The following is a 21,721-nucleotide window of genomic DNA, read 5'->3' as shown; positions in this document are numbered from 1 at the left end:
TCAGGCGGTTGCACGTCCCTGTGCAGCCTGCGGTCAGTCGATGCGTTTGGCCGACTTGATGTAGACCGGGTCGGCCGGTACATCGCGCATGCCTTTCTTGATGGTGGTTGGCGAGTTGACGATCTGGTCGACCACTTCCATCCCTTTGGTCACCTTGCCGAACACGGCGTACCCGGCGTCGCGCCCCGGGTTGAGGAAATCGTTGTCGGCCACGTTGATGAAGAACTGGCTGGTGGCCGAGTTCGGGTTGGAGGTGCGCGCCATCGACAGTGTGCCGCGGGTGTTCAGCAGGCCATTGCTGGCCTCGTTCTTGATCGGGTCTTTGGTGTCCTTCTGCACCATCTGGTCAGTGAAACCGCCGCCCTGCACCATGAACCCCGGGATCACCCGGTGGAAAATCGTGTTGTTGTAGAAGCCGCTGTCAACGTACGCCAGGAAATTCTTGGTGCTGAGCGGCGCCTTTTCGGCGTTCAGCTCGATTTCGACCTGGCCGAAGCTGGTGTCCAGCATGACGTGCGGGGTCTTGTCGGAGGCCATGACGCTGGTGGCGAAGGCGACCGAGCAGGCGGTGAGCAGGAGTTTTTTCAGCATGGGCTCAAAGATCCTTGAGAGGTGGAAGCGGCTGCGAGGAACTGCAGCAGGGTCTGGTTGAAGACCTCGGGTTGATCGAGTGGCGTAGCGTGCCGGGAATCGTCGACGACGACCAGCCTGGCGTTGGGCATCAGGGCCACGTAACGCTCTTTCAGTTGTATCGGGGTGTAATCGTGGTCGGCGGCGATCACCAGGGTAGGACAGTGGATCTGCCCGATGCGTTCCTGCACGCCCCAGTCGACGATGGCGTCGAAGCTCTTGAGGTAGGCGCGTTTGTCATTGCGCGCCCAACGCTGGGCCATCTTCTGCCGCAGGTCTGCTTGATGGGGCTTGGGGAACAGGCGCTCGGCCAGGCCCTTGCCGACGGTTTCGACACTGAGCAGGCGCGCCAGGCCCCAGCGCTTGAGCCACCAGGCCCAATCACTACGGGTACGCCGCTTGACCTCGGGGGCGCTGTTGACGATGCACAGGCTGCGCAGCCACTGGGGGTGGTCGACAGCGAATTGAAAACCCACCATGCCGCCCATCGACAGGCCGACGAAGTGCACGGGGCCCGTGTGCAGGTGTTCGAGCAGGGCCAGCAGGTCGGCACTGAAGGTGGCGATCTGGTAGCCGTCGCGGGGCTTGTCGGAGCGACCGTGGCCGCGGATGTCCATGAGGATCACCCGGTAATGGCGGCTGAGCACCGGCACCTGCAACTCCCAGTCCTGGCAACTGGAGCCCAGGCCGTGAAGCAACACCAAGGGTTCGCCCTGGCCATATTCCTCGTAATGCAATGCGCATCCTTCGTGTTCGAAATAGGCCATGGGCTGGTTCTCTCAAGCTTGCGGGGGGGCTGCGAAAGGCACGTCCAGTGGCGCAGTGTCGAAGTTGCGCAGCAGCTCGATGAGAATCTGCGTGGCCGGGCCCAAGGTCTTCTCTTTGCTCGAATAAAGGTAGAACAGTGGGTGGCGGCTGCCACCCTGATCCAGCTGCAGCGGTTTGAGCACGCCTTCAGTCAGCTCGCGCTCGATCATGTGCCGGGGCAGCCAGGCAAAGCCCAGGCCGCTGCTGACGAAGGTGGCGGCGGTGCCCAGGCTGCCGACCGTCCAGCGCTGCTCGGCACCCAGCCAGCCAACGTCGCGTGGCTGTGCGCGGCCGGAGTCGCGAATAACCACCTGCAACTGGCTTTCGAGGTCCTGGAAGGTAAGTTCCCGGCCTAGGCGGTGCAGGCTGTGTTCAGGATGGGCGACGGCGACGAACTCCACCGCGCTCAGTTCGGCGCCCAGGTAGCCACCAATGCTGTAGCTGCTGATGGCCAGGTCGGCGATGCCTTCGTGCATCACTTCTTCTACGCCAGACAACACTTCTTCACGCAGGCGCACCCGGCAGCCGCGGCTTTGCGGCATGAACGCGGCCAGGGCACGTACCAGCCGCGCACTGGGGTAGGCGGCATCGACCACCAGCCGCACCTCGGCTTCCCAGCCTTGTTCCATGTGGTGGGCGAGGTCTTCGAGCTGGCTGGCCTGCTTGACCAGGTGGCGAGAGCGACGCAACAACACGTTGCCCGCCTCGGTGAGCACCGCCTTGCGGCCGTCGATGCGCAGCAGTGGCACGCCCAGTTGCTCCTGCATGCGGGCCACGGTGTAGCTGACCGAGGACTGCGAGCGGTGCAGTGCCTCGGCGGCCTGGGCAAACCCGCCGTGATCGACCACTGCTTGCAGGGTTCGCCACTGGTCAAGGGTTACGCGCGGCGCTTTCATCTTTCGCTCCTGTTGTCCTAAGCTGCCTCTTTCAAGGAGAGCGGCCCATGAAGAAATGTTGTGCGGCAATACTGATGTGCCTGCCCCTCGGGGCCATGGCCTATCCCATCGATGTGGAGAAGGAACTGACCGGGGTCAAGCTTGACTACACCGCCTATGACACGGCCTACGACATTGGCGCCATTACCCTGAACAACTACGGGCAGGTCCCGGCGGCGTGCAAGGTAACCTTCCGCAATGGCCCGGAGGCCCCGCGGGTACGCCGGGTGAACGTGCCGGCCGGTAAAAGCGTGGATGTCACTGCCAAATTCAACAGGCAGATCATCAAACTACGGATCGCCGTGAACTGCAGTCCGGAATAAACTGATTAATCGATTGATTGAACCCACTTTTTACGCTTTTTTATCGATAGGTCAAGCCTTAATCTCACCTCCATCGAATCGCACCCTTTTTGCCGATGGAGGCACCCCATGTCCCGCGTACTGATCATCGAAAGCAGCGCCCGCCAGCAGGATTCCGTTTCCCGTCAGCTGACCCGAGATTTCATCCAGCAATGGCAGGCCGCTCACCCGGCTGATCAGATTACTGTGCGTGACCTGGCCGTAAACCCGGTGCCGCACCTGGACGCCAACCTGCTGGGTGGCTGGATGAAGCCGGAAGAACAGCGCAGCGCCGCCGAACTTGAGGCCCTGGGCCGTTCCAACGAATTGACGGATGAATTGCTGGCCGCCGACGTGCTGGTGATGGCCGCGCCCATGTACAACTTCACCATCCCCAGCACCCTCAAGGCCTGGCTGGACCACGTGCTGCGTGCCGGCATCACCTTCAAGTACACCCCCACTGGCCCGCAGGGCCTGCTGACCGGCAAGCGCGCCATCGTCCTGACTGCCCGCGGCGGTATCCATGCCGGCGCTACCAGTGACCATCAGGAACCGTACCTGCGCCAGGTCATGGCTTTCATCGGCATTCACGATGTCGACTTCATCCATGCCGAAGGCCTGAACATGAGCGGCGAGTTCCACGAGAAAGGTGTCAACCAGGCCAAGGCCAAACTGGCGGCGGTGGCCTGAGGTTTACTGAATTCCCAACCCTGACACCTGTTTTTGCTCCTTTGGGTGTACTGCCCGGCCAATGGCCGGGCTTTTTTATGCGTGAAGCCATGAGGGGACCTGAGCCGGCCTCTTCGCGGGCACGCCCGCGAAGAGGCTGGTACAGCCCCTACATTCCTCATGGTTGAACTCATTTACCGCAACCCGCTAAGGTCGCGGCCTTGATTCATGAGAGGCAACCATGGGCTACCTGATAATCGTCGCGCTGATCCAGGCGTTTTCCTTCAGCCTGATCGGCGAGTACCTGGCCGGGCACGTCGACAGCTACTTCGCCGTGCTCGCACGGGTGCTGCTGGCCGGCCTGGTGTTCCTGCCGCTGACCCGCTGGCGCCAGGTCGAACCGCGCTTCATGCGCTCGATGCTGCTGATCGGCGCCTTGCAGTACGGCATCACCTACGTCTGCCTGTACCTGAGCTTCCGCGTACTCACGGTGCCAGAGGTGCTGCTGTTCACTATCCTCACGCCGTTGCACGTGACGCTGATCGAAGACGCCATGAACCGGCGTTTCAACCCATGGGCGCTGCTGGCTGCGCTGGTGGCTGTAGCCGGTGCCGCGGTGATCCGCTTCGACAGCATCAGCGGCGAGTTTTTCATCGGCTTCCTGCTGCTGCAACTGGCCAACTTCACCTATGCCGCCGGCCAGGTGCTGTACCGCCATCTGGTCGCGCGCAACCCCAGTGACCTGCCGCACTACGCCCGTTTTGGCTACTTCTACCTGGGGGCCTTGCTGGTGGTGCTGCCGGCCTTCCTGCTGTTCGGCAATGCCCAGCACCTGCCGAGTACCGATGTGCAATGGCTGGTGCTGCTGTTCCTGGGCCTGTGCCCGACGGCGCTGGGCCTGTACTGGTGGAACAAGGGCGCGTGCATGGTTTCAGGCGGCACGCTGGCGGTCATGAACAACCTGCATGTGCCGGTGGGGTTGCTGCTGAACCTGCTGATCTGGAACCAGCACGAGCCGCTGGGGCGGCTGTTCATTGGCGGCGGGATCATCCTGGCGTCGGTGTGGCTGAGCCGGTTGGGCGCACGCGCGCAGGCACCGCTGGCCAACAAGGCCTGACATGCACACCATCTTCGTCATTGTTGCGCCGATCTTCGCCCTGATCCTGGTCGGCTATCTGTGCCGCAAGACCAACAAGCTGGGTGACAAGGCCGCCGCCGAAATCAACAAGATGGTGGTCTGGCTGTGCCTGCCGGCGTTGTTGTTCAAGGTGACGGCCACTGCCACCTGGAGCGAGATCTGGCACCCGGGGTTCATCGCGGCCTTTGGCACGGGCGCCCTGGCCATGTTCGTGGTCACGCTGTTGTGGCGCCTGAACAGCGGCCATGGCCTTGTAGCGTCGAGCATCGACGGGCTCAGTGCGGGGTATGCCAACACCGGTTATATAGGCATCCCGTTGTGCCTGCTGCTGTTCGGCCAGGCGGGCTTGCAGCCGGCGCTGATTTCATCGTTGATCGTGGTGTGCCTGGTGTTCGCCATTTCGCTGACGCTCATCGAGGTTGGGCTACAGGAGGAGCGGCGTATCGGTCGCGCCGTGGTGGTCGTAGGCAAGGCGTTGGCGAAGAACCCGCTGGTGATTTCGCCGCTGGCGGGGGCTGGCTGGGCCATGAGCGGGCTGGGGCTGGCCGAACCGGTGATGCATTTTCTCGACATGCTGGCGCTGGCCACCACCCCGTGCGCCTTGGTATCTCTGGGTGCATTCCTGGCAGAAAAGCGCGCGGGTGCGCAAGCCAGCCCTTGGCCATTGGTAGGCTTGAAGCTGGTGGGGCAGCCGGCGTTGACCTGGGTGCTGGCGTACAAGGTGTTCAGCCTGCCGAGCATGTGGGCGGCTTCGGCGGTGCTGCTGGCAGCGCTGCCGACCGGGACCGGGCCGTTCATGCTGGCGGAGTATTACAACCGCGAGGCGGGGCTGATTTCGCGGACGATCCTGTTGTCGACCGTGGCTTCGCTGGTGACCTTGACCGGGTTGTTGTACCTGCTAGGTTACGCGGGGTGATTCGGGGGCGCTTTGCGCCCCATTCGCAGCACAAGGCTGCTCCTACAGGGAACGCGTACATTTTGTAGGAGCAGCCTTGTGCTGCGAATGGGCTGCAAAGCAGCCCCGGCAATCTCAAGCCTCGCTCATCTCTTCCAGCCGACGCGACACAGGCTCTTGCGCCGCACGCCCACTCAACCCCACCCGCATGTCATTGCCACTCGGCTGCTGATACAGGCTCAAGCCGAACTCCGGCAACACCGCCAGCAAATAGTCGAAGATATCCCCCTGAATCCGTTCGTAATCTGCCCACACCGTGGTGGTGGTGAAGCAGTAGATCTCCAGCGGCACACCTTCGGCGGTGGTCTGCATCTGCCGCACCATGCAGGTCATGTTCGGGTGCACGTTGGGGTGGTTTTTCAGGTAGGCCAGGGCAAACGCGCGGAATGTACCGATGTTGGTCAGCTTGCGGCGGTTGGCCGACAGCTCTGCCACCGGCCCCAGCGCCTCGTTCCAGTTCTGCAGCTCCTGGCGCTTGCCGGCCAGGTAGTCGCCCAGCAACTGCACCTGGCTCAGGCGCTGCTCCTCTTCGCGGGTGAGGAAGCGCACCCCGGCCGCATCGATGAACAGGCTGCGCTTGATGCGCCGGCCCCCGGACTGCTGCATGCCGCGGTAATTGCGGAACGACTCGCTCATCAGGCGCCAGGTGGGGATGGAAACAATCGTCTTGTCGAAGTTCTGCACCTTCACCGTGTGCAGGGTGATGTCCACCACGTCACCATCAGCACCTACTTGCGGCATTTCGATCCAGTCACCCACGTGCAGCATGTCGTTGCTGGTGAGTTGCACGCTGGCGACGAACGACAGCAAGGTGTCCTTGTACACCAACAGCAGCACCGCCGACATGGCACCCAGACCGGACAGCAGCAACAGCGGCGAGCGGTCGATCAAGGTGGCGACGATGACGATGGAAGCGAAGATCCACAGCATCATCTTGGCCAGTTGCACGTAGCCCTTGATGGAGCGGGTGCGGGCATGTTCGGTGCGGGCGTAGATGTCGAGCAGGGCATCCAGCAGGCACGACAGCGCCATGGTCATGAACAGCAGGGTAAAGGCCAGGGCGACATTGCCCAGGAAGTGCTGGGCAGTGTCGGACAGCTCCGGCACCAGCTTCAGGCCAAACTGCAGCACCAGCGAGGGCGTGGTTTGCGCCAGGCGGTGGAACACTTTGTTATGGCGCAGGTCGTCCAGCCACTTCAGGGCAGGCTGGCGGGCCAGCAGACGGGCGCCATGCAGCATCAGGAAGCGCGCCAGGCGGCCGACCACCAGGGAAATCAGCAGCAGCACCGCCAGGCCGATGGCCGCGTGCAGCATGGGATGTTGGTCGAGGGTGCCCCACAGGTCGAGGGAGTCACGCCAGATTCGTTGTATATCCATGGGCTTGGGTACAGTCTTGTTGTGAAACGAGGTGCCATTAGAGCGCGGATGGCGACAAAGTTGCCAAAAGAAATTCGGCTAAGGCGGCAGAAAACGTTACCCTATGCAACTGAATTTCCCGCACTTGCCTGAGGTTACCTCCGTGTTCTCCCAATTCGCCCTGCATGAACGCCTGCTTAAAGCCGTGGCCGAGCTTAAATTTGTCGAGCCGACCCCGGTGCAGGCCGCGGCCATCCCCCTGGCCCTGCAAGGGCGCGACCTGCGTGTGACCGCGCAGACCGGCAGTGGCAAGACGGCGGCCTTCGTATTGCCGCTGCTCAACCGCCTGGTCGACCTGAAAGGCGGGCGCGTCGAGATCCGCGCGCTGATCCTGCTGCCGACCCGCGAGCTGGCCCAGCAAACCTTGAAGCAGGTGGAGCTGTTCTCGCAGTTCACCTATATCAAGGCGGGCCTGGTGACCGGCGGCGAAGACTTCAAGGAACAGGCCGCCATGCTGCGCAAGGTGCCGGACGTGCTGATCGGCACCCCGGGCCGTCTGCTTGAGCAGCTCAACGCCGGCAACCTCGACCTGTCCCACGTGCAGGTACTTATCCTCGACGAAGCTGACCGCATGCTGGACATGGGCTTTGCCGAAGACATGGAGCGCCTGTGCAAGGAGTGCGAGAACCGCGAGCAGACCCTGCTGTTCTCCGCCACCACCGGTGGCGCTGCCCTGCGCGACATCATCGGCAAGGTGCTGAAAGACCCTGAGCACCTGATGCTCAACAGCGTCTCGCAGCTGGCCGAAGGCACCCGCCAGCAGATCATCACCGCCGACCACGACCAGCACAAAGAGCACATCTCGCAGTGGCTGCTGGCCAACGAAACCTTCGACAAGGCGATCATCTTCACCAACACCCGCGCCATGGCCGACCGCATCTACGGTCACCTGGTGGCCAAGGACGTGAAGGCTTTCGTGTTGCACGGCGAGAAGGACCAGAAAGACCGCAAACTGGCCATCGAGCGCTTTAAGCAGGGCAGCTCCAAGGTGCTGGTGGCGACCGACGTGGCAGCCCGTGGCCTGGATATCGACGGCCTGGACCTGGTGATCAACTTCGACATGCCACGCAGCGGTGACGAGTACGTCCACCGTGTGGGCCGTACCGGCCGTGCCGGTGGCGAAGGCCTGGCGATCTCGCTGATCACCCACAACGACTGGAACCTGATGTCGAGCATCGAACGCTACCTCAAGCAGCAGTTCGAGCGCCGTGTGATCAAGGAAGTGAAAGGCACCTACAGCGGGCCGAAGAAGGTCAAGGCCTCGGGCAAGGCTGTTGGCGCCAAGAAGAAGAAAGTTGACAAGAAAACCGGCGACAAGAAAGCTGCCGCCAAGCGCAAGCCAACCGCCAAACCGCGGGCCAACGCACCGCTGGCCAGCGCTGACGGCCTGGCGCCGCTGAAGAAGCGCAAGCCTGCTGCTGAATAAAAGTCACGCCGGCCCTTTGCAGAAGCGACACGAGCTTGCTTCTGCTAAGGGCGTGCGCAGGCCACGAACGATCACTCCGCCGTTTTCTCTGCCTGCTTCAACTCCTTGATCCGCTGGTCGATCAGCTGACACTTGTCGGGCAAGTCCTTGCTCGCCGTCCCCAGATCCATCCCCTGAAGCTCATCATTGATCTCCTTGGCCTTTTGCGGGTTCTGCTCGGTCAACTGAGTAACCAGCCCGGCCAGCTCCTCACGTTTCTGCGTCGCTTCTTCAGGTGTGCAGGCCCAAGCGGGCAGGGCGCAGAGCAGGGCAGTGGCACAGGCTATGGGCAGTAGCGGTTTCATCCTTCCAACCTCCGGCGGTGGTGATGCCCGGTGGAGGGCTGTGGGTGCAGGGAAGTTCAGGGCTTGCGACCGATGGAAGATTTCTTTGGTGGTGGTAGTCCGTTTCTGAAACGCTCCCGTATCCCTCCAGCGCCGTTGAGCAGCACGCTACATCGCTCTAGTCTCGAAGGAAAAGAGGGGGTATTGTATGTACAGCTGTAAATACAGGTCGTCCCATGTTCTTTGAATGGGACGAAGGGAAAAACCAGAGCAATATCCGCAAGCACGGCATCGACTTTGCCGACGTTCCTGACATGTTCAACCATCCCATGTTGATCCGGCGTGATGAGGATGTGGAATGTGCTGAAGAACGTTGGGTCAGCCTAGGATGGCTAAAGGCGCTGTTAGGTGTCGTCGTGTACACGGAGAGGCGGGGTGAGGTGATACGCATCATTTCTGCAAGAAAAGCCACCAAACGGGAGGCCAGGTACTATGACCAAATCATCGAGAACTGACTGGAGCCGCCTGGCCCGACAGGACGACAAGGATATCGACACATCAGATATCCCTGAACTGGACCAGGACTTTTTCCGCCAGGCCGAGCTGCGCGTTCCCGCCAAGCAGACGGTGACCATTCGACTGGACTCAGATGTCCTCGCCTGGTTCAAGGAGCAGGGCAGCGGCTACCAGACCCGCATCAATCAGTTGCTGCGCCAGTACATGCAAGCGCAACAACGCCAGCGCTAAGCGCTTTGGAACGCTTGGCAACCTTGGCAGGTCCCAACCTGTGTACCCCTTTCGTCCACAGCAGGAGCCCGTAGCCATGAGCATCGCCTACGACTGGGACCTGATCGAACGCTTGCTGCACGAAGTGCAGAACGGCGCCGGTCACAGCTTCACGCCCCGCCCCTATGCCGAGCAGCATGCTGCTGCACTGGCCGCCAAGGGTGAGCCGGTGGGTGACGTGGATCACCTGAAAACCCGTGCATGCGAGTATGAAAAGCTGCTATTTGAGCGCGGATTCATTGAATGCCGGCCTGAAGAGGACGGCGGCAATGGCGAAAACTTCGTCCTGACCGAACGCGGCTCGCGCTTGATGAGCCTGATCGACAGCAGCATCCCCGGCTTCGAGCACCCGCGCCAGGTGCTGGATGAGCAGGAGGATGCGCTGGACGAAACGACGTTCGAACGGGTATCTGCGAAGGCACAGATTGCTTGAGGTCGTTTTAAGGCTGGCAAGTGCAGCGTTCGAAACCCGATAATCGGTAGCCTCTGAACGCTGCCGAGCCTTTGCCCATGCCTTCTATCACCCCTCAGGCCCGCCTATGAGCGCGGTCCGCAAGAATCCTGACGCCTTTGCCTTCCAGGTAATGCTGGGCCTTTGCCTGATCTGGGGCTGCCAGCAGGTACTGATCAAGACTGCTGCCGTCGACATCGCGCCGGTGATGCAGGCTGCCCTGCGCAATGGCATTGCCGCTGTGCTGGTAGGCCTGATGCTGTGCTGGCGGGGTGGCTGGGAGCAGGTCGGCAGTACCTGGCGCGCAGGGTTGGTGGCGGGCGGGCTGTTCGGGGTGGAGTTTCTGTTCATTGCCGAAGGGCTGAAACTGACCTCGGCGGCGCACATGTCGGTATTCCTCTATACCGCGCCGGTATTTACCGCCTTGGGCCTGCATTTTCGTCTACCCAGTGAACGCTTGCGGCTGCTGCAGTGGCTGGGCATTCTGCTGGCCTTCGGCGGCATTGCCATGGCCTTTGCCGGTGGCACTTCGTTCGAGCACATGGACAGCCGCACCTTGCTGGGAGATGCCTTTGGCGTGATCGCCGGGCTGGCCTGGGGCGCGACCACGGTGGTGGTGCGTTGTTCACGGCTATCGGAGGCGCCGGCGACCTTGACCCTGTTCTATCAGCTGGCGGTCGGTTTTGCCGGGCTGCTGCTGATCGCCCTGCTCAGCGGGCAGATCGGCGCGGTGTCGCTGACGCCGCTGGCGATGGGCAGTGTATTGTTCCAGGGGATTGTGGTGTCGTTCATCAGCTACCTCACCTGGTTCTGGTTGCTGCGCAAATACCTGGCGTCGAACCTCGCGGTGTTTTCCTTCATTACCCCGTTGTTTGGGGTGACCTTTGGCGTTTTGCTGCTGGATGAGCCGCTCAGTGCGAATTTCGTGGTGGGGGCGTTGATGGTGTTGTTGGGTGTGATCCTGGTCAGTGCCGAGCCTTGGGTGAAGCAACAATTGCGGCGGTTGGTAGGGTGATGTGTTGCCTGTACCTGCTCAGGATGCAACCTTGGCCTGACAGGCGCTTCCTTGCTGTGCGTTACCCGGCAACTGGACCAACACGCCCGCCACCGCCAGCCCGCCCGCCGCCAGCATCAATGCCGGTTGCAGGCCGTCGCTGTAATGGCTGCTGACCGTCGCCAGCAGGGGCCCGCTCAACTGCCCCAGGGCAAAGCACGCTGTCAGCAGCCCGGCATTGCGTTGTGTGGCATGCGGTGCCAGCTCCCGCGAGCGCTGCATCACCAGTTGCATGCAGGCCAGGAACGGCCCGCCACACAGCACCACTCCCAGCGCCAACCCGATACCCCCGCCCATCAGGCAGGCCAGCACGCCAAGCCCTTGCAACCACAAGGTGGCGGTGAGCCAGGTCGAGGTGCGGCCACCACGGCGCAGGCTCACCAGCATCACCCCCAGCGCTGCCGACAGGCCAAACGCCGGCCAGAACAGGTCGGCCATCCATTGCCCGCGAAACTGCTGGTTGGCCATCTGTGAGAGGAAGGTGGCTGGCAGGATGTAACCCACGCCGTACAGCGCGTATACCAGCCCCAGGCGGCCAATGCCGACGCTGCGGGTCGGGCCCGGGTGCGAGGGCGATGAGGTTGGCGCAGCTTGCAGAACGCGTGGCAACCAAGGCCGCACGGCCAGCAGCATCACCAGCGCGGCCACGGCATAGATCAGCCACAGTGCTGCCGAGCCCAGCCCAGCCAAGTGCGCCACCAGTGCCAACAGGCCGGTCACGGCGATGCCCAGGCCGGGCCCTGCAAACACCAGGGCACCCAGCCGTTGGTGGTTGTGCGCGTTGGCCACCTGTTGGCTGAGGCTGGTGATCATCACCAGCACCCAGGCACTGGCCACGCCGGTGCCAAAGCGCAGCAGCAGGTGGCTCCAGAACCCGTCGGCGGCCCATGAGGCCAGGGTCAGCAGCACGCACAGCCACAGCCCCCCATGCAGGCGCAGGCGCACCTGGCCGGGTGAGCGGGCGAACATGGCGTCCACCGCGCCAATGAAATAGCCCAGGTAGTTGGCGGCCGCGACCAGCCCGGCGACCGTCAGGTCGAACTGGCCTTCGGCGATCAGTTGTGGCAGTTGCGGGGTGAGGGCAAAACGGCCTATGCCCATGGCCATCATCAGCGCCACGGCGCTGGCGAGCAGTTGAATGAGGGGCGACATGACAGGTCTCCTGCACGGATGTAAGCGATGACTGGCAGGTTAGGGTGGTTTTATGTTCAATAAAATTGAATAATGATGATCAAGTTGTTCTGTTTTGGAGAATGCTGTGGAATTCAGCCAGCTGCGTATCTTCCAGGCCGTGGCCGAGGAAGGCTCGGTCACCCGTGCCGCCGAACGCTTGCACCGTGTGCCATCGAACCTCTCGACGCGTTTGCGCCAGCTTGAGGAGCAACTGGGTGTCGAGTTGTTCCTGCGTGAGCGCCAGCGCTTGCAGCTGTCGCCGGCCGGCAAGGTGCTGCTGGAGTACGCCAACCGCCTGTCGGCCTTGCGCGACGAGGCGCTGGCCGCTGTGCGCGGCGGCCAGCCAGCCGGTGACTTCGTGCTGGGGACCATGTACAGCACGGCGGCGACCCACCTTCCGGCGTTGCTCGCGCGTTATCACCAGGCTTACCCCGCAGTGAACCTGCAGGTGCGCGCAGCGCCCAGCGGCGAGCTGCTTGAAGGCCTGCTTGGCCACACACTGGACGCTGCCTTGGTAGATGGCCCGCCAAGCCTGGCCGGGCTGGATGGCGTGCCGCTGTGCGAAGAGCAGCTGGTGCTGATCACCAGCCCCGAGCACCCAGCGGTCCACACTGCCAAGGATGTGGCGGGCAAGGCGGTGTTCACCTTCCGCCAAGGCTGTTCTTACCGGATGCGCCTGGAGGCGTGGTATGCACATGCCCACACGCCCATGGGCCGGGTGATGGAGATCGAGTCGTACCAGAGCATGCTGGCCTGTGTGATCGCGGGTGCGGGTGTGGCGATGATGGCCCAGTCGATGCTCGACAGCCTGCCTGGGCGCACCCAGGTAAGGGTGCACCCGCTGCAGGCGCCGTTCGATCAGGCGGTCACCTGGCTGATGTGGCGCCAGGGTATGCGTGGGGCGAATTTGCAGGCGTGGATCGACCTGCAACAAAGCGAAACGATTAACCAGTCGTCGGAATGCGCCGCTACGGCTTGATCCGCGTCAAAATGGCCCTTATCTGTAAGAGCATAGGCATGCGTAATACAGGACATCAGGCTATGATCTGTATGAAACATCCCAGGATTGATTCGCCGTGAGGCTGACCCGTCAAGGGGGCATTATGAATAAACCACTGTCCAACTGGCTCCACGACCTGGCGGTCGCCCTGGGGCTGATTCCACCACCCTTGCAGCCGGTGCCGATCCCGACTGATGAAGAGCAGCGCAAACGCCAACCGCGTCGTCGCTGATAAAAGACAAAGGCCGCAGCACCTGGGTGGGTGCTGCGGCCTTTTTTGTGTCTTGGAGTTTATTGTTATCTCTTCTGGCCCTATCGCCGGCAAGCCAGCTCCCACAGTTACTGCGCAAGCCTCAGGCCCTGTGCATTTTTTGTGGGAGCTGGCTTGTCGGCGATAGGGCCGCTTCAGGCTAATGGTCAGGCCAGATTCACCGCACCGACTGGTTTGCGCGACATCAGGCTAACCGCTACGAAGCTCACCAAGCCGATCGCCAGGCTGTAGTAGATCGGCGTGTTGGCTTCAAGCCCGTCCTTGAACATGAAAAGCAGCGCGGTGGCAAAGCCCAGCGACATGCTGGCAATCGCGCCGGCGGTGGTCGCACGCTTCCAGAAGATCGCCCCGATCAGCGGGATCAGCATGCCGCCGACCAGCAGGTTGTAGGCCAGGGTCAGTGCGTTGATCACATCGTTCACCATCAGCGCGATGCCCAGCACCACCAGGCCGGTGAGCAGGGTGAACAGGCGGCTCATGCCCAGGCTCGACTGCTTGCCGCCACGCAGCTTGGGCAGCAGGTCTTCGGTCACGGTGGTCGAGGCGGCCAGCAGGCCGGCACTGGCGGTGGACATCATGGCTGCCAGGGCTGCGGCCATCAGCAGGCCACGGATGCCATCGGGCAGGGTGCTTTTGATCATCTCGGCAAAGGCGTTGTTCGGGTTGGCCAGGTCGGGCATCAGCACATGCGCGGCCATGCCGATGGCGGCGCAGGCCAGGCCGTACACCACACAGTACACACCGGCAACGGTACCGGCACGCTGGCAGACCTTTTCATCACGGGCGGTGAACACCCGCTGCCAGATATCCTGGCCGATGAGGATGCCGAAGAAGTAGATCAGGAAGTAGGTGATGATGGTGTCCCAGCCAATGGTGGTCAGCTGGAAGCTGGCCGCTGGCAGTTTGGCCACCAGGGTGTCCCAGCCACCGGCCTTGTACAGGCACACCGGCAGCAGGATGAACATCAGGCCGACGGTCTTGATCACGAACTGGACGATGTCGGTCAGGGTCAGCGACCACATGCCGCCAATGGTGGAGTACAGCACCACCACACCGCCGCCGAGCAGCAGCGAAGCCCAGAACGGTAGGTCCAGCAGCACCTGCAATACGGTGGCCATGGCCAGTGTCGAGGTGACCCCGATCATCAGCGCGTAAGCCAGCATGATCACGGCACTGGCCTGGCGTGCGGTGGGGTTGTAGCGTTGCTCAAGCACCTGGGTCACGGTGAAGATGCGCAGGCGCAGCAACGGTTTGGCCAGGAACAGGTTGATGGCGATGATGCCCAGGCCCAGGGCTGCGCACAGCCAGAAGCCGGAGATGCCGTGGACGTAGCCCAGGCGCACGGTGCCGACGGTGGAAGCGCCGCCGAGCACGGTGGTGGCCATGGTGCCCATGTACAGCACCGGGCCGAGGTTGCGCCCGGCTACCAGGTAGTCTTCATGGGTTTTTGCGCGCCGCATGCCATACCAGCCAAGCCCGAGCATGCCGGCGGTATAGATCATTACAACAATGATGTCCAAGGCCATTGGGGGTCTCCCGATTATCTTTATTATGGCGAGATCGACCACGCGGGCGGCTTACGGCGCCCGGCGGTCTTGTCGTGTTGTTGGCGGGCCTCTGTGGCCCTCCCTCATGGCTCCTGCCGGGGTGTAGCGGTATTAACGACGCACGACGCCTGGTAGCACGCAGAGCATTTCGAACAGCAGGTTGGCGCCGAGCAGCGAGGTGTTGCCGGTGGTGTCGTAAGGCGGGGAGACTTCGACGAGGTCACAGCCGATCAGGTCCAGGCCGTGGCAGCCGCGAATGATCTCCATCGCCTGGATGGTGGTCAAGCCGCCGATTTCCGGAGTGCCGGTACCGGGCGCCCAGGCCGGGTCGATGCCGTCGATGTCGAACGACAGGTAAACCGGGCCGCCGCCGACCTTTTCCCGTACTTCGGCCATCAGTGGCTCCAGCGATTTGTGCCAGCACTCTTCGGCCTGAACCACGCGGAAGCCCTGGCGGCGGCTCCAGTTGAAGTCATCGGCGGTGTAGCCCTGGGCGCGCAGGCCGATCTGTACCACGCGGTCGCAATCAAGCAGGCCTTCTTCCACGGCGCGGCGGAAGGTGGTGCCGTGGGCGATCTTCTCGCCGAACATGTGGTCGTTGACGTCGGCGTGGGCATCGATGTGCACCAGGCCGATCTTGCCGTGCTTCTTGTGCAGCGCACGCAGGATCGGCAGGGTGATGGTGTGGTCGCCGCCCAGGGTCATCGGGATGACGTTGTGCTCGACGATCTCGTCATACGCTTCTTCGATGATGCGCACGGCGTCCAGCAGGTTGAAGGTGTTGATCGCCACGTCACCAATGTCGGCCACCGACAGCGAGTCGAACGGAGCGGCACCGGTGGCCATGTTGTACGGGCGGATCATCACCGATTCGGCGCGGATCTGCCGTGGGCCGAAGCGGGTGCCGGAGCGCAGCGAGGTACCGATGTCCAGGGGCACGCCGATGAAGGCAGCATCCAGGCCTTGGGCACTTTGCAGGTGGGGGAGACGGAGCATGGTGGCGATGCCGCCGAAACGCGGCATTTCGTTGCCGCCCAGTGGTTGGTGGAGAGTCTTGTCCACGGTGGGCCTCATCAGTCGGTCGATTGTTTTGTTTGTTCGAACCTGTGCCGCCGCGCGCCTTTCAAGTGTGGTTTTGCCGGCGGGCAGGGACATTTCGGCCAAGTCTGCTCAAGGTAGTGCCGCGGAAGAATCGCTACCGACAAATACTTAGTTCAGGAATTTCTGAACTAAAGGCCGGCAGAGCGGTTAAACTGCGCGTAAATACCCTTGCGGAACCGTTGCACCATGGCCTCGACATTGCCTGACCTGAAACTGCTGCGCATCTTCATCAGCGTGGCGCGCCACCAGGGCTTCGCCAACGCGCAGCGCGAGCTGAACCTGTCGACCTCGGCCATCAGCACCTACATGAGTCAGTTGGAAGGCGCACTGGGGATCGTGCTGTGCCACCGCGGCCGTGGCGGTTTCAGCCTGACCAGCAAAGGCGAGCTGTTCCACCAGGAAACCCTGCGGCTTCTGGCCGAACTGGATGGCTTCGAGCAGTATGCCGCTGCCCTCAAGGGCGAGTTGCGTGGCACCCTCAACCTCGGGGTCATCGACTCCACGGTCGGTGACAGGGCCTTGCCGCTGGCCGAAGCCATCGGCGCCTACAGCCAGGAGCACCCGGCGGTGCACTTGCACTTGTCGGTGTCCAGCCCTTACGAGCTGCAACTGGGTGTGCAGGACAACCGCCTGGACCTGGCCATTGGTGCGTTCTCCTCGCGCATGAGCGGCCTGCTTTACCAGCCGTTGTACCGTGAACAGCACTGGCTGTACTGCAGCAGCCGCCACCCGTTGTATAACGAGCGGCGCATCCCCGAGCAGGTGGTGACCCAGCAGCGCATGGTCGGGCGTGGTTACTGGAGCCAGGCCGAGCTGGCCCGGCATGGCTTCAAGCACAGCGCGGCGACGGTGGAGAGTATGGAAGCGCAGTTGATCCTGATCCTTTCCGGGGCCTATATCGGCTACCTGCCCGAGCACTACGCCCAGGCCTGGGTCGACAAGGGCGACTTGCGCGTGCTGTCGCCGTCGACCTTCGGCTACCAGGCACCGTTTTCGCTGATCATTCGCCGTGGGCGTAGCCGTGAGCCCTTGATCCAGACCTTCCGCGACCTGCTCAAAAGCCAGCTGAACGTGGGCTGAGACGCGACACACTCATGCATTCCGTCGGGCGGTGTTAAATTCCGGCAAAAGCTGACCGCTAACCTGATAGCGCTCTGCTACATATCAACTTGCGCTGATGATTTTTCCCTTAGTTCATCCTGCAAGGATCGCCCAGATGCGCATGAATTTGCCCGTCACTGAGCACGAAAGAACCTTCTCCAGCGATCAACGCCTGATTTCCACGACTGACCTCAACAGCCGCATCACTTACTGCAACGAAGCCTTCGTGGCGATCAGCGGGTTTACCTACGACGAGCTGGTCGGCCAACCCCACAACCTGGTGCGCCACCCGGATATGCCGCCATCGGTGTTCGGGCATATGTGGGAGACGATCAAGCAGGGCAAACCGTGGATGGGTGTGGTCAAGAACCGGGCGAAGAACGGCGACTACTACTGGGTCAGCGCCTATGTCACCCCGATTTACGAGCAGGGCCGCATCAATGGCTATGAGTCAGTGCGCTCGGTGCCCACGCGTGAGCAGATCCGGCGCGCCGAAGCGCTGTATGCGCGCCTGCGTGCCGACCGTGCTGCGGTGCCGTGGGCCGCGCGGCTCGGGCATGGGTTGGGCCATGGCTGGCCGCTGATCGGCGCGGGCCTGCTGTCGGCGGCCGGTTACCTGTGGCTGCCGCCCTATGCAGCGCTTGGGATCCTGATGGCCAGCCTGCTGTTGGCCTGGTACCTGGTCGAGCACCGGCAGAACCAGGCTATCCGCCGCACGTTGGCCGAGCACCCCAAAGCCTTCACCAGCCCGTTGGTGGCGCTGACCTATAGCGACAACCCGGGCCTGCTGGGCCAGCTTGACCTGGCCATCATCAGCGAGGAAGCGCGCCTGCAAACGGCCCTGACCCGCCTGGTGGACGCCGGGGTCGGGGTGAAGTCGCGGGCTGCGCAGTCGTCCGATCTGTCCGATGCCCAGGCGCAGATGCTCGACCGCCAGCGCAGCGAGACCGACCAGTCGGCCACGGCCATTGCGCAGATGGCGGCGACCATCCAGCAGGTCACGCACAACGTGCAAAGCACGGCGCATGCGGCCGGCGATGCCGATCAGCTGGCGCAGCAGGGCAGCGAGCTGGCGCTGCAAAGCCTTAAAGCCATGGGCAGCATGAGTGATGCCGTCAACGACATTGGCCAGGCGGTCAATGCGCTGGCCGAGCAGACTCAGTCCATCGGCAGCGTGGTCGATGTGATTACCTCTATTGCCGAGCAGACCAACCTGTTGGCGCTCAACGCTGCCATCGAGGCGGCACGCGCAGGTGAGCAGGGGCGGGGGTTTGCCGTGGTGGCCGATGAAGTGCGTTCGCTGGCCCAGCGTACCCGCGCATCCACCGATGAGATTCACCACATCATTGCCTCGTTGCGCGCAGGAGCAGAGCGGGCGGTGAGCACCGCCAACCGGGGTGAACAGATCTCGCGGGACAGCGTGCACAGCGTCGAGGCGGTGCAGGCGGCCTTGAGCGGGATTGCCCAGGCGGTCAGCCGCATCACCGGCATGAGCCAGCAGATGGCGACGGCGTCGGAGCAGCAGAGCCATGTGGCCGAGGACATCAACCAGCAGATCGTGAGGATTGCCCAGCTGTGTGACCAGAGTGCCGGGCAGGCCAGGCAGGGGGCAGAAATCAGCCAGGACCTGGAGCGCATGGCGGAGTACCTGCACAGCCTGGCAGAGCGCTTCAACCGCTGAGATCGCTGGGGCCGCAGCACGCTGCTCCTGCAAAGGCATCGCGATCTCCTGTAGGAGCAGCCTTGTGCTGCGAATGGCCCGCAAAGCGGGCCCCGGTTCTGTGGCAAACTGTTCCCGCCAAGGAGAACCCCATGCCCAGACCCCGCTGCGAGCGCTGCCAGCGCCCGCTCGACCATTGTCTCTGCCCACTGATCCCCGCGCTCGACAGCCGCACCCGCGTCATCCTGCTGCAGCACCCCAGTGAAACCGCCCATGCCCTGAACACTGCGCGCCTTGCTGCCCTTGGGCTGAACAATGCCGAGCTACGGGTAGGCGAGGTTTGCGATGACCTGGCTGAATGGCTGGCAACGCCTGGTTATCGGCCGGCCCTGCTGTTCCCGGGCGATGACGCTCAGGTGCTGACGGCCTATGGCAAGGTCGATGACACGCCGTTGTTGCTGATCGTGCCCGACGGCACCTGGCGCAAGGCGCGCAAGCTGCTGTACATGAACCCGCTACTGGAGGGGTTGCCACGGGTGACGCTGGGGGCAGTCGCACCTTCGCGTTATCGGCTGCGCAAGGCGCCGGAGGCGGGGGCGCTGTCGACTATCGAGGCGGTGGTGGGGGCTTTGAATGCGCTGGAGCAACCGGCCTGCTTCGATGCACTGCTGGCGCCGTTCGAGGCGTTGATCGAGGGGCAGATCAGGGCCATGGGGGTGGAGACGTTCCAGCGCAACCACGGGGTCGAGTGAGGGCCGGGGGCTGCTTTGCAGCCCATTCGCAGCACAAGGCTGCTCCTACAGAAGACCCCGCAAAGGGCGGCATGCGCGCAACGCTTGTGGGAGCGGCCTTGTGTCGCGATGGGCCGCAAAGCGGCCCCAAAATCTAAGGCCGATCAACGCATCTCAGGCAAACGCGCCTCGGTACGCACCTCGGTGGTAGCCAGCGCCTCTGGCGGCAGCGAAATACGCTGTTTGCTCAGCAGCTCACCCATGGTCGCCAGCACGCGGTAGCGCGAGAACTCCTCGGTGTAGCGTACTTCGGTGTAGCGACGGTCGGCGTTGTACAGCTCGTTCTCACTGTCCAGCACGTCCAGCAGGGTACGCTGGCCCAGACCGAACTGGTCCTGGTAGGCGGCACGCACGCGCTTGGTGGTCTCGGCGTATTCACGCGCGGTCGGCAGCTGCTTGCTGGCGTTGTTCATGGCGTTCCACGCCAGGCTCAGGTTTTCGGTCAGCTCACGCAGGGCGTTGTTGCGGATGTCCAGGGCCTGGTTGATCTTGTGCGCGTCAGACTGCAGGCGGGCCTTGTCGCTGCCGCCGCGGAACAGGTTGTAGTTCATCTCTACGCCGGCCTGCCAGTCGTTGTTGTTGTGGCCTTTTTCGCCGCCGGTGTTGTTGTTGGCACCGGTTGCCAGAATGGCGTCGAAGCGCGGGTAGAAGGTCGACTTGCCGACTTCGTATTGCTGCTCGGCGGCGTTGACGTCAGCCTGGGCAGATTTGATGTAAGGGTTGTTCTGGCGCATGCTGTCGCGCGCGCCGTCGAGGGTCTCAGGCACCTCGCCCTTGATGCTCGCCGGGCTTTCCAGCTCGTCCGGGGCACGGCCGACCACGCTGAAGAAGTTGGCCTCGGCATCGGCCAGGTCGACTTCGGCGGTGTCCAGGTTGTTTTCCGCCAGGGCGCGACGTGCGCGGGACTGGTCAAGGTCGGCGGTGCTGCCGACGCCGCGCTCGTTACGCAGGCCGATCTGGTCGTTGACGCGCAGGTGGGCTTGCAGGTTGTTCTTGGCCAGGGTCACCAGCTCGCGGCGCTTGAGCACTTCCAGGTACACCTCGGTCGCACGCAGGGCAACATCCTGGGCAACGGCCTGGGTGTAGTAGGCGCGGGAGGTGGACACCGCTTCGGTGCGGCCCACTTCGTTCGAGGTGTTGAAGCCGTCGAAAATCATCTGCCGCAAGCGCAGCTCGGACTGGGTGTAGTTGAGGGTTTCCTTGTTGTGGTTACCCTCGGCACGGGTGGTAGCGTTGTCCGAACGCTGGCGACCATAGCCAGCAACCAAATCCACGGAAGGGTAGTAGCCACCACGCGCAAACTTGACGTCTTCATCGGCCGACAGCTTGCTGTTGCGATTGGAGCTGACCTGCGGGTGGTAGTCCACGGCGCTCTGGACGGCCTCGGTGATCGACATCGCCTGTACGTTGGCACTTGCCAGGGCCAACAGTAGTGCACTGGTGATGGGGTTCAAAACGCGCATGGGTACATCTCCCTGATCCTGGAATTGATCCTGCTGCTCGCCAAAAAAATGACGATAAAGTTATCGCGTATAGTGTTGCAGGTTTTTAACAACACAGCTAAGTACATTCAATGCGATAGATAAGAAGATTTATTCATATCAAATTGCCATATAAGACGTATATTGTCTAACAATGACGACAAAACATGTCGAAGGCGAGCGAGCAATAAGCCTCGAAAGCCAGTATTTACAAGGCTTTTGTGCGGTTCCAGAACCATTTCGGATAAAGAAAACGTCAGTTAGGCGAAAGTGATATTTGGCGACAAAAAAATGTCACTTTCGCTTGTGAAGGGTTTTCTGTCTGACGATATACAGGCTTACCAGCACGGCGCTGGTCAACATGAAGGCGCGCGCCCAGAACAGGGGCACCAGATAGCACGACAGGCCGATGCTGGCCCACATCAGGCCGATGGCGTAGACCTTGCCCTTGAGGGGGATGCCTTCACCACTAAGGTAGTCGCGGATCCACGGCCCGAGCTTCGGGTGATGGACCAGCCAGTGGTGAAAGCGCGGCGAGCTGCGGGCAAAGCAGGCCGCCGCCAATAGCAGGAACGGGGTGGTGGGCAATACCGGAAGGAAAATCCCCAACACCCCCAGCGCAACGCTGAGCCAGCCGATGGCCAGCAGCAGGTAGGGCACAGGCG

General features: G+C 62.5%; 24 protein-coding genes. 14 read left to right on the top strand and 10 right to left on the bottom strand.

Annotation, left to right across the window (positions count from 1 at the left end; translation table 11 throughout):
• Nucleotides 1-33: 33 nt before the first annotated feature.
• From MRBLPB4O_RS21055 to MRBLPB4O_RS21045, 3 genes are read right to left on the bottom strand one after another with little or no spacing between them, the layout of a single operon-like run.
• Nucleotides 34-591, bottom strand: coding sequence for a peptidylprolyl isomerase (locus MRBLPB4O_RS21055; protein ID WP_341796488.1), 558 nt, complete (start codon nt 589-591; stop codon nt 34-36).
• Nucleotides 585-1,397, bottom strand: a complete 813-nt coding sequence (locus MRBLPB4O_RS21050; RefSeq protein WP_016498437.1) for an alpha/beta hydrolase — start codon at nt 1,395-1,397, stop codon at nt 585-587. The genes MRBLPB4O_RS21055 and MRBLPB4O_RS21050 overlap by 7 nt, the downstream gene beginning before the upstream one ends.
• Before the next feature lie 12 nt (nt 1,398-1,409).
• Nucleotides 1,410-2,333 carry a LysR family transcriptional regulator gene (locus tag MRBLPB4O_RS21045; protein ID WP_341796487.1) on the bottom strand — a complete coding sequence of 308 codons (924 nt, stop codon included), beginning with the start codon at nt 2,331-2,333 and terminating at the stop codon, nt 1,410-1,412.
• A 47-nt stretch (nt 2,334-2,380) separates the two neighbouring features.
• Here MRBLPB4O_RS21045 and MRBLPB4O_RS21040 point away from each other — a divergent pair, with 47 nt between their 5' ends.
• From MRBLPB4O_RS21040 to MRBLPB4O_RS21025, 4 genes are all read left to right on the top strand, one after another.
• Complete coding sequence (locus MRBLPB4O_RS21040) at nt 2,381-2,695, top strand: hypothetical protein (protein ID WP_024717905.1); 315 nt, start codon at nt 2,381-2,383, stop codon at nt 2,693-2,695.
• A gap of 108 nt (nt 2,696-2,803) precedes the next feature.
• Nucleotides 2,804-3,403: an FMN-dependent NADH-azoreductase gene (locus MRBLPB4O_RS21035; protein ID WP_341796486.1), complete on the top strand. Its 600-nt coding sequence runs from the start codon at nt 2,804-2,806 to the stop codon at nt 3,401-3,403.
• A 220-nt stretch (nt 3,404-3,623) separates the two neighbouring features.
• The gene (locus MRBLPB4O_RS21030; RefSeq protein ID WP_049274453.1) at nt 3,624-4,499 is read left to right on the top strand and encodes a carboxylate/amino acid/amine transporter; all 876 of its coding nucleotides are present in this window, start codon (nt 3,624-3,626) and stop codon (nt 4,497-4,499) included.
• Nucleotide 4,500: 1 nt separating this feature from the next.
• Entirely contained in the window at nt 4,501-5,436 is a 936-nt protein-coding gene (locus tag MRBLPB4O_RS21025; RefSeq protein WP_341796485.1) for an AEC family transporter, read from the top strand.
• 114 nt (nt 5,437-5,550) lie between these two features.
• Here MRBLPB4O_RS21025 and MRBLPB4O_RS21020 read toward each other — a convergent pair whose 3' ends face one another.
• Nucleotides 5,551-6,852 (bottom strand): mechanosensitive ion channel family protein, encoded by a 1,302-nt coding sequence (locus MRBLPB4O_RS21020; protein ID WP_341796484.1) that lies wholly within the window; start codon nt 6,850-6,852, stop codon nt 5,551-5,553.
• A gap of 103 nt (nt 6,853-6,955) precedes the next feature.
• Here MRBLPB4O_RS21020 and MRBLPB4O_RS21015 point away from each other — a divergent pair, with 103 nt between their 5' ends.
• Nucleotides 6,956-8,317 carry a DEAD/DEAH box helicase gene (locus MRBLPB4O_RS21015; RefSeq protein WP_341796483.1) on the top strand — a complete coding sequence of 454 codons (1,362 nt, stop codon included), beginning with the start codon at nt 6,956-6,958 and terminating at the stop codon, nt 8,315-8,317.
• Between the two features lie 71 nt (nt 8,318-8,388).
• Here MRBLPB4O_RS21015 and MRBLPB4O_RS21010 read toward each other — a convergent pair whose 3' ends face one another.
• Entirely contained in the window at nt 8,389-8,661 is a 273-nt protein-coding gene (locus MRBLPB4O_RS21010; RefSeq protein WP_341796482.1) for a hypothetical protein, read from the bottom strand.
• 215 nt (nt 8,662-8,876) lie between these two features.
• Between MRBLPB4O_RS21010 and MRBLPB4O_RS21005 the strand changes: the two genes are divergently transcribed.
• From MRBLPB4O_RS21005 to MRBLPB4O_RS20990, 4 genes are all read left to right on the top strand, one after another.
• Nucleotides 8,877-9,155 (top strand): BrnT family toxin, encoded by a 279-nt coding sequence (locus MRBLPB4O_RS21005; RefSeq protein WP_341796481.1) that lies wholly within the window; start codon nt 8,877-8,879, stop codon nt 9,153-9,155.
• Nucleotides 9,133-9,387, top strand: coding sequence for a BrnA antitoxin family protein (locus MRBLPB4O_RS21000; protein ID WP_004576871.1), 255 nt, complete (start codon nt 9,133-9,135; stop codon nt 9,385-9,387). The genes MRBLPB4O_RS21005 and MRBLPB4O_RS21000 overlap by 23 nt, the downstream gene beginning before the upstream one ends.
• A gap of 76 nt (nt 9,388-9,463) precedes the next feature.
• Nucleotides 9,464-9,859, top strand: a complete 396-nt coding sequence (locus MRBLPB4O_RS20995; RefSeq protein ID WP_014590069.1) for a hypothetical protein — start codon at nt 9,464-9,466, stop codon at nt 9,857-9,859.
• 106 nt (nt 9,860-9,965) lie between these two features.
• Nucleotides 9,966-10,892, top strand: a complete 927-nt coding sequence (locus MRBLPB4O_RS20990; protein ID WP_014755720.1) for a DMT family transporter — start codon at nt 9,966-9,968, stop codon at nt 10,890-10,892.
• An 18-nt stretch (nt 10,893-10,910) separates the two neighbouring features.
• Here the strand turns inward: MRBLPB4O_RS20990 and MRBLPB4O_RS20985 are convergent, their stop codons facing one another.
• Entirely contained in the window at nt 10,911-12,083 is a 1,173-nt protein-coding gene (locus MRBLPB4O_RS20985) for an MFS transporter (protein WP_341796480.1), read from the bottom strand.
• Between the two features lie 106 nt (nt 12,084-12,189).
• On the opposite strand from MRBLPB4O_RS20985, the gene MRBLPB4O_RS20980 reads away from it, so the two are divergent.
• Nucleotides 12,190-13,083, top strand: a complete 894-nt coding sequence (locus MRBLPB4O_RS20980) for a LysR family transcriptional regulator (RefSeq protein ID WP_063427284.1) — start codon at nt 12,190-12,192, stop codon at nt 13,081-13,083.
• A 124-nt stretch (nt 13,084-13,207) separates the two neighbouring features.
• The gene (locus tag MRBLPB4O_RS20975; protein WP_009683677.1) at nt 13,208-13,336 is read left to right on the top strand and encodes a PA1414 family protein; all 129 of its coding nucleotides are present in this window, start codon (nt 13,208-13,210) and stop codon (nt 13,334-13,336) included.
• Between the two features lie 185 nt (nt 13,337-13,521).
• Here MRBLPB4O_RS20975 and MRBLPB4O_RS20970 read toward each other — a convergent pair whose 3' ends face one another.
• Together MRBLPB4O_RS20970 and speB are read right to left on the bottom strand one after the other, a co-directional pair.
• Nucleotides 13,522-14,901, bottom strand: a complete 1,380-nt coding sequence (locus MRBLPB4O_RS20970; protein WP_016498451.1) for a sodium:solute symporter — start codon at nt 14,899-14,901, stop codon at nt 13,522-13,524.
• A gap of 132 nt (nt 14,902-15,033) precedes the next feature.
• Nucleotides 15,034-15,984, bottom strand: coding sequence for an agmatinase (speB, locus tag MRBLPB4O_RS20965; protein ID WP_016498452.1), 951 nt, complete (start codon nt 15,982-15,984; stop codon nt 15,034-15,036).
• A 225-nt stretch (nt 15,985-16,209) separates the two neighbouring features.
• Here speB and MRBLPB4O_RS20960 point away from each other — a divergent pair, with 225 nt between their 5' ends.
• From MRBLPB4O_RS20960 to MRBLPB4O_RS20950, 3 genes are all read left to right on the top strand, one after another.
• Nucleotides 16,210-17,103, top strand: coding sequence for a LysR family transcriptional regulator (locus MRBLPB4O_RS20960; protein WP_016498453.1), 894 nt, complete (start codon nt 16,210-16,212; stop codon nt 17,101-17,103).
• 136 nt (nt 17,104-17,239) lie between these two features.
• Nucleotides 17,240-18,805 carry a PAS domain-containing methyl-accepting chemotaxis protein gene (locus MRBLPB4O_RS20955; protein ID WP_197898184.1) on the top strand — a complete coding sequence of 522 codons (1,566 nt, stop codon included), beginning with the start codon at nt 17,240-17,242 and terminating at the stop codon, nt 18,803-18,805.
• Nucleotides 18,806-18,936: 131 nt separating this feature from the next.
• Entirely contained in the window at nt 18,937-19,536 is a 600-nt protein-coding gene (locus MRBLPB4O_RS20950) for a DTW domain-containing protein (protein WP_341796479.1), read from the top strand.
• Between the two features lie 143 nt (nt 19,537-19,679).
• Here MRBLPB4O_RS20950 and MRBLPB4O_RS20945 read toward each other — a convergent pair whose 3' ends face one another.
• Together MRBLPB4O_RS20945 and MRBLPB4O_RS20940 are read right to left on the bottom strand one after the other, a co-directional pair.
• Nucleotides 19,680-21,038: a TolC family outer membrane protein gene (locus MRBLPB4O_RS20945; protein ID WP_341796478.1), complete on the bottom strand. Its 1,359-nt coding sequence runs from the start codon at nt 21,036-21,038 to the stop codon at nt 19,680-19,682.
• 312 nt (nt 21,039-21,350) lie between these two features.
• Nucleotides 21,351-21,716, bottom strand: a complete 366-nt coding sequence (locus MRBLPB4O_RS20940) for a YbaN family protein (protein ID WP_341796477.1) — start codon at nt 21,714-21,716, stop codon at nt 21,351-21,353.
• Nucleotides 21,717-21,721 lie beyond the last annotated feature (5 nt).

Source organism: Pseudomonas sp. LPB4.O, from assembly GCF_038383825.1.
In the GTDB taxonomy this organism is placed as follows: domain Bacteria; phylum Pseudomonadota; class Gammaproteobacteria; order Pseudomonadales; family Pseudomonadaceae; genus Aquipseudomonas; species Aquipseudomonas putida.
The sequence above is the reverse complement of the archived record's forward strand: the minus strand, read 5'-3'. Positions and strand labels throughout refer to the sequence as shown.

What these genes read in the sequence shown, in the direction of transcription:
- MRBLPB4O_RS21055 (WP_341796488.1), bottom strand. Translation starts at nt 591, where the DNA reads ATGCTGAAAAAACTCCTGCTCACCGCCTGCTCGGTCGCCTTCGCCACC.
- MRBLPB4O_RS21050 (WP_016498437.1), bottom strand. Translation starts at nt 1,397, where the DNA reads ATGGCCTATTTCGAACACGAAGGATGCGCATTGCATTACGAGGAATAT.
- MRBLPB4O_RS21045 (WP_341796487.1), bottom strand. Translation starts at nt 2,333, where the DNA reads ATGAAAGCGCCGCGCGTAACCCTTGACCAGTGGCGAACCCTGCAAGCA.
- MRBLPB4O_RS21040 (WP_024717905.1), top strand. Translation starts at nt 2,381, where the DNA reads ATGAAGAAATGTTGTGCGGCAATACTGATGTGCCTGCCCCTCGGGGCC.
- MRBLPB4O_RS21035 (WP_341796486.1), top strand. Translation starts at nt 2,804, where the DNA reads ATGTCCCGCGTACTGATCATCGAAAGCAGCGCCCGCCAGCAGGATTCC.
- MRBLPB4O_RS21030 (WP_049274453.1), top strand. Translation starts at nt 3,624, where the DNA reads ATGGGCTACCTGATAATCGTCGCGCTGATCCAGGCGTTTTCCTTCAGC.
- MRBLPB4O_RS21025 (WP_341796485.1), top strand. Translation starts at nt 4,501, where the DNA reads ATGCACACCATCTTCGTCATTGTTGCGCCGATCTTCGCCCTGATCCTG.
- MRBLPB4O_RS21020 (WP_341796484.1), bottom strand. Translation starts at nt 6,852, where the DNA reads ATGGATATACAACGAATCTGGCGTGACTCCCTCGACCTGTGGGGCACC.
- MRBLPB4O_RS21015 (WP_341796483.1), top strand. Translation starts at nt 6,956, where the DNA reads ATGCAACTGAATTTCCCGCACTTGCCTGAGGTTACCTCCGTGTTCTCC.
- MRBLPB4O_RS21010 (WP_341796482.1), bottom strand. Translation starts at nt 8,661, where the DNA reads ATGAAACCGCTACTGCCCATAGCCTGTGCCACTGCCCTGCTCTGCGCC.
- MRBLPB4O_RS21005 (WP_341796481.1), top strand. Translation starts at nt 8,877, where the DNA reads ATGTTCTTTGAATGGGACGAAGGGAAAAACCAGAGCAATATCCGCAAG.
- MRBLPB4O_RS21000 (WP_004576871.1), top strand. Translation starts at nt 9,133, where the DNA reads ATGACCAAATCATCGAGAACTGACTGGAGCCGCCTGGCCCGACAGGAC.
- MRBLPB4O_RS20995 (WP_014590069.1), top strand. Translation starts at nt 9,464, where the DNA reads ATGAGCATCGCCTACGACTGGGACCTGATCGAACGCTTGCTGCACGAA.
- MRBLPB4O_RS20990 (WP_014755720.1), top strand. Translation starts at nt 9,966, where the DNA reads ATGAGCGCGGTCCGCAAGAATCCTGACGCCTTTGCCTTCCAGGTAATG.
- MRBLPB4O_RS20985 (WP_341796480.1), bottom strand. Translation starts at nt 12,083, where the DNA reads ATGTCGCCCCTCATTCAACTGCTCGCCAGCGCCGTGGCGCTGATGATG.
- MRBLPB4O_RS20975 (WP_009683677.1), top strand. Translation starts at nt 13,208, where the DNA reads ATGAATAAACCACTGTCCAACTGGCTCCACGACCTGGCGGTCGCCCTG.
- MRBLPB4O_RS20970 (WP_016498451.1), bottom strand. Translation starts at nt 14,901, where the DNA reads ATGGCCTTGGACATCATTGTTGTAATGATCTATACCGCCGGCATGCTC.
- MRBLPB4O_RS20960 (WP_016498453.1), top strand. Translation starts at nt 16,210, where the DNA reads ATGGCCTCGACATTGCCTGACCTGAAACTGCTGCGCATCTTCATCAGC.
- MRBLPB4O_RS20955 (WP_197898184.1), top strand. Translation starts at nt 17,240, where the DNA reads ATGCGCATGAATTTGCCCGTCACTGAGCACGAAAGAACCTTCTCCAGC.
- MRBLPB4O_RS20950 (WP_341796479.1), top strand. Translation starts at nt 18,937, where the DNA reads ATGCCCAGACCCCGCTGCGAGCGCTGCCAGCGCCCGCTCGACCATTGT.
- MRBLPB4O_RS20945 (WP_341796478.1), bottom strand. Translation starts at nt 21,038, where the DNA reads ATGCGCGTTTTGAACCCCATCACCAGTGCACTACTGTTGGCCCTGGCA.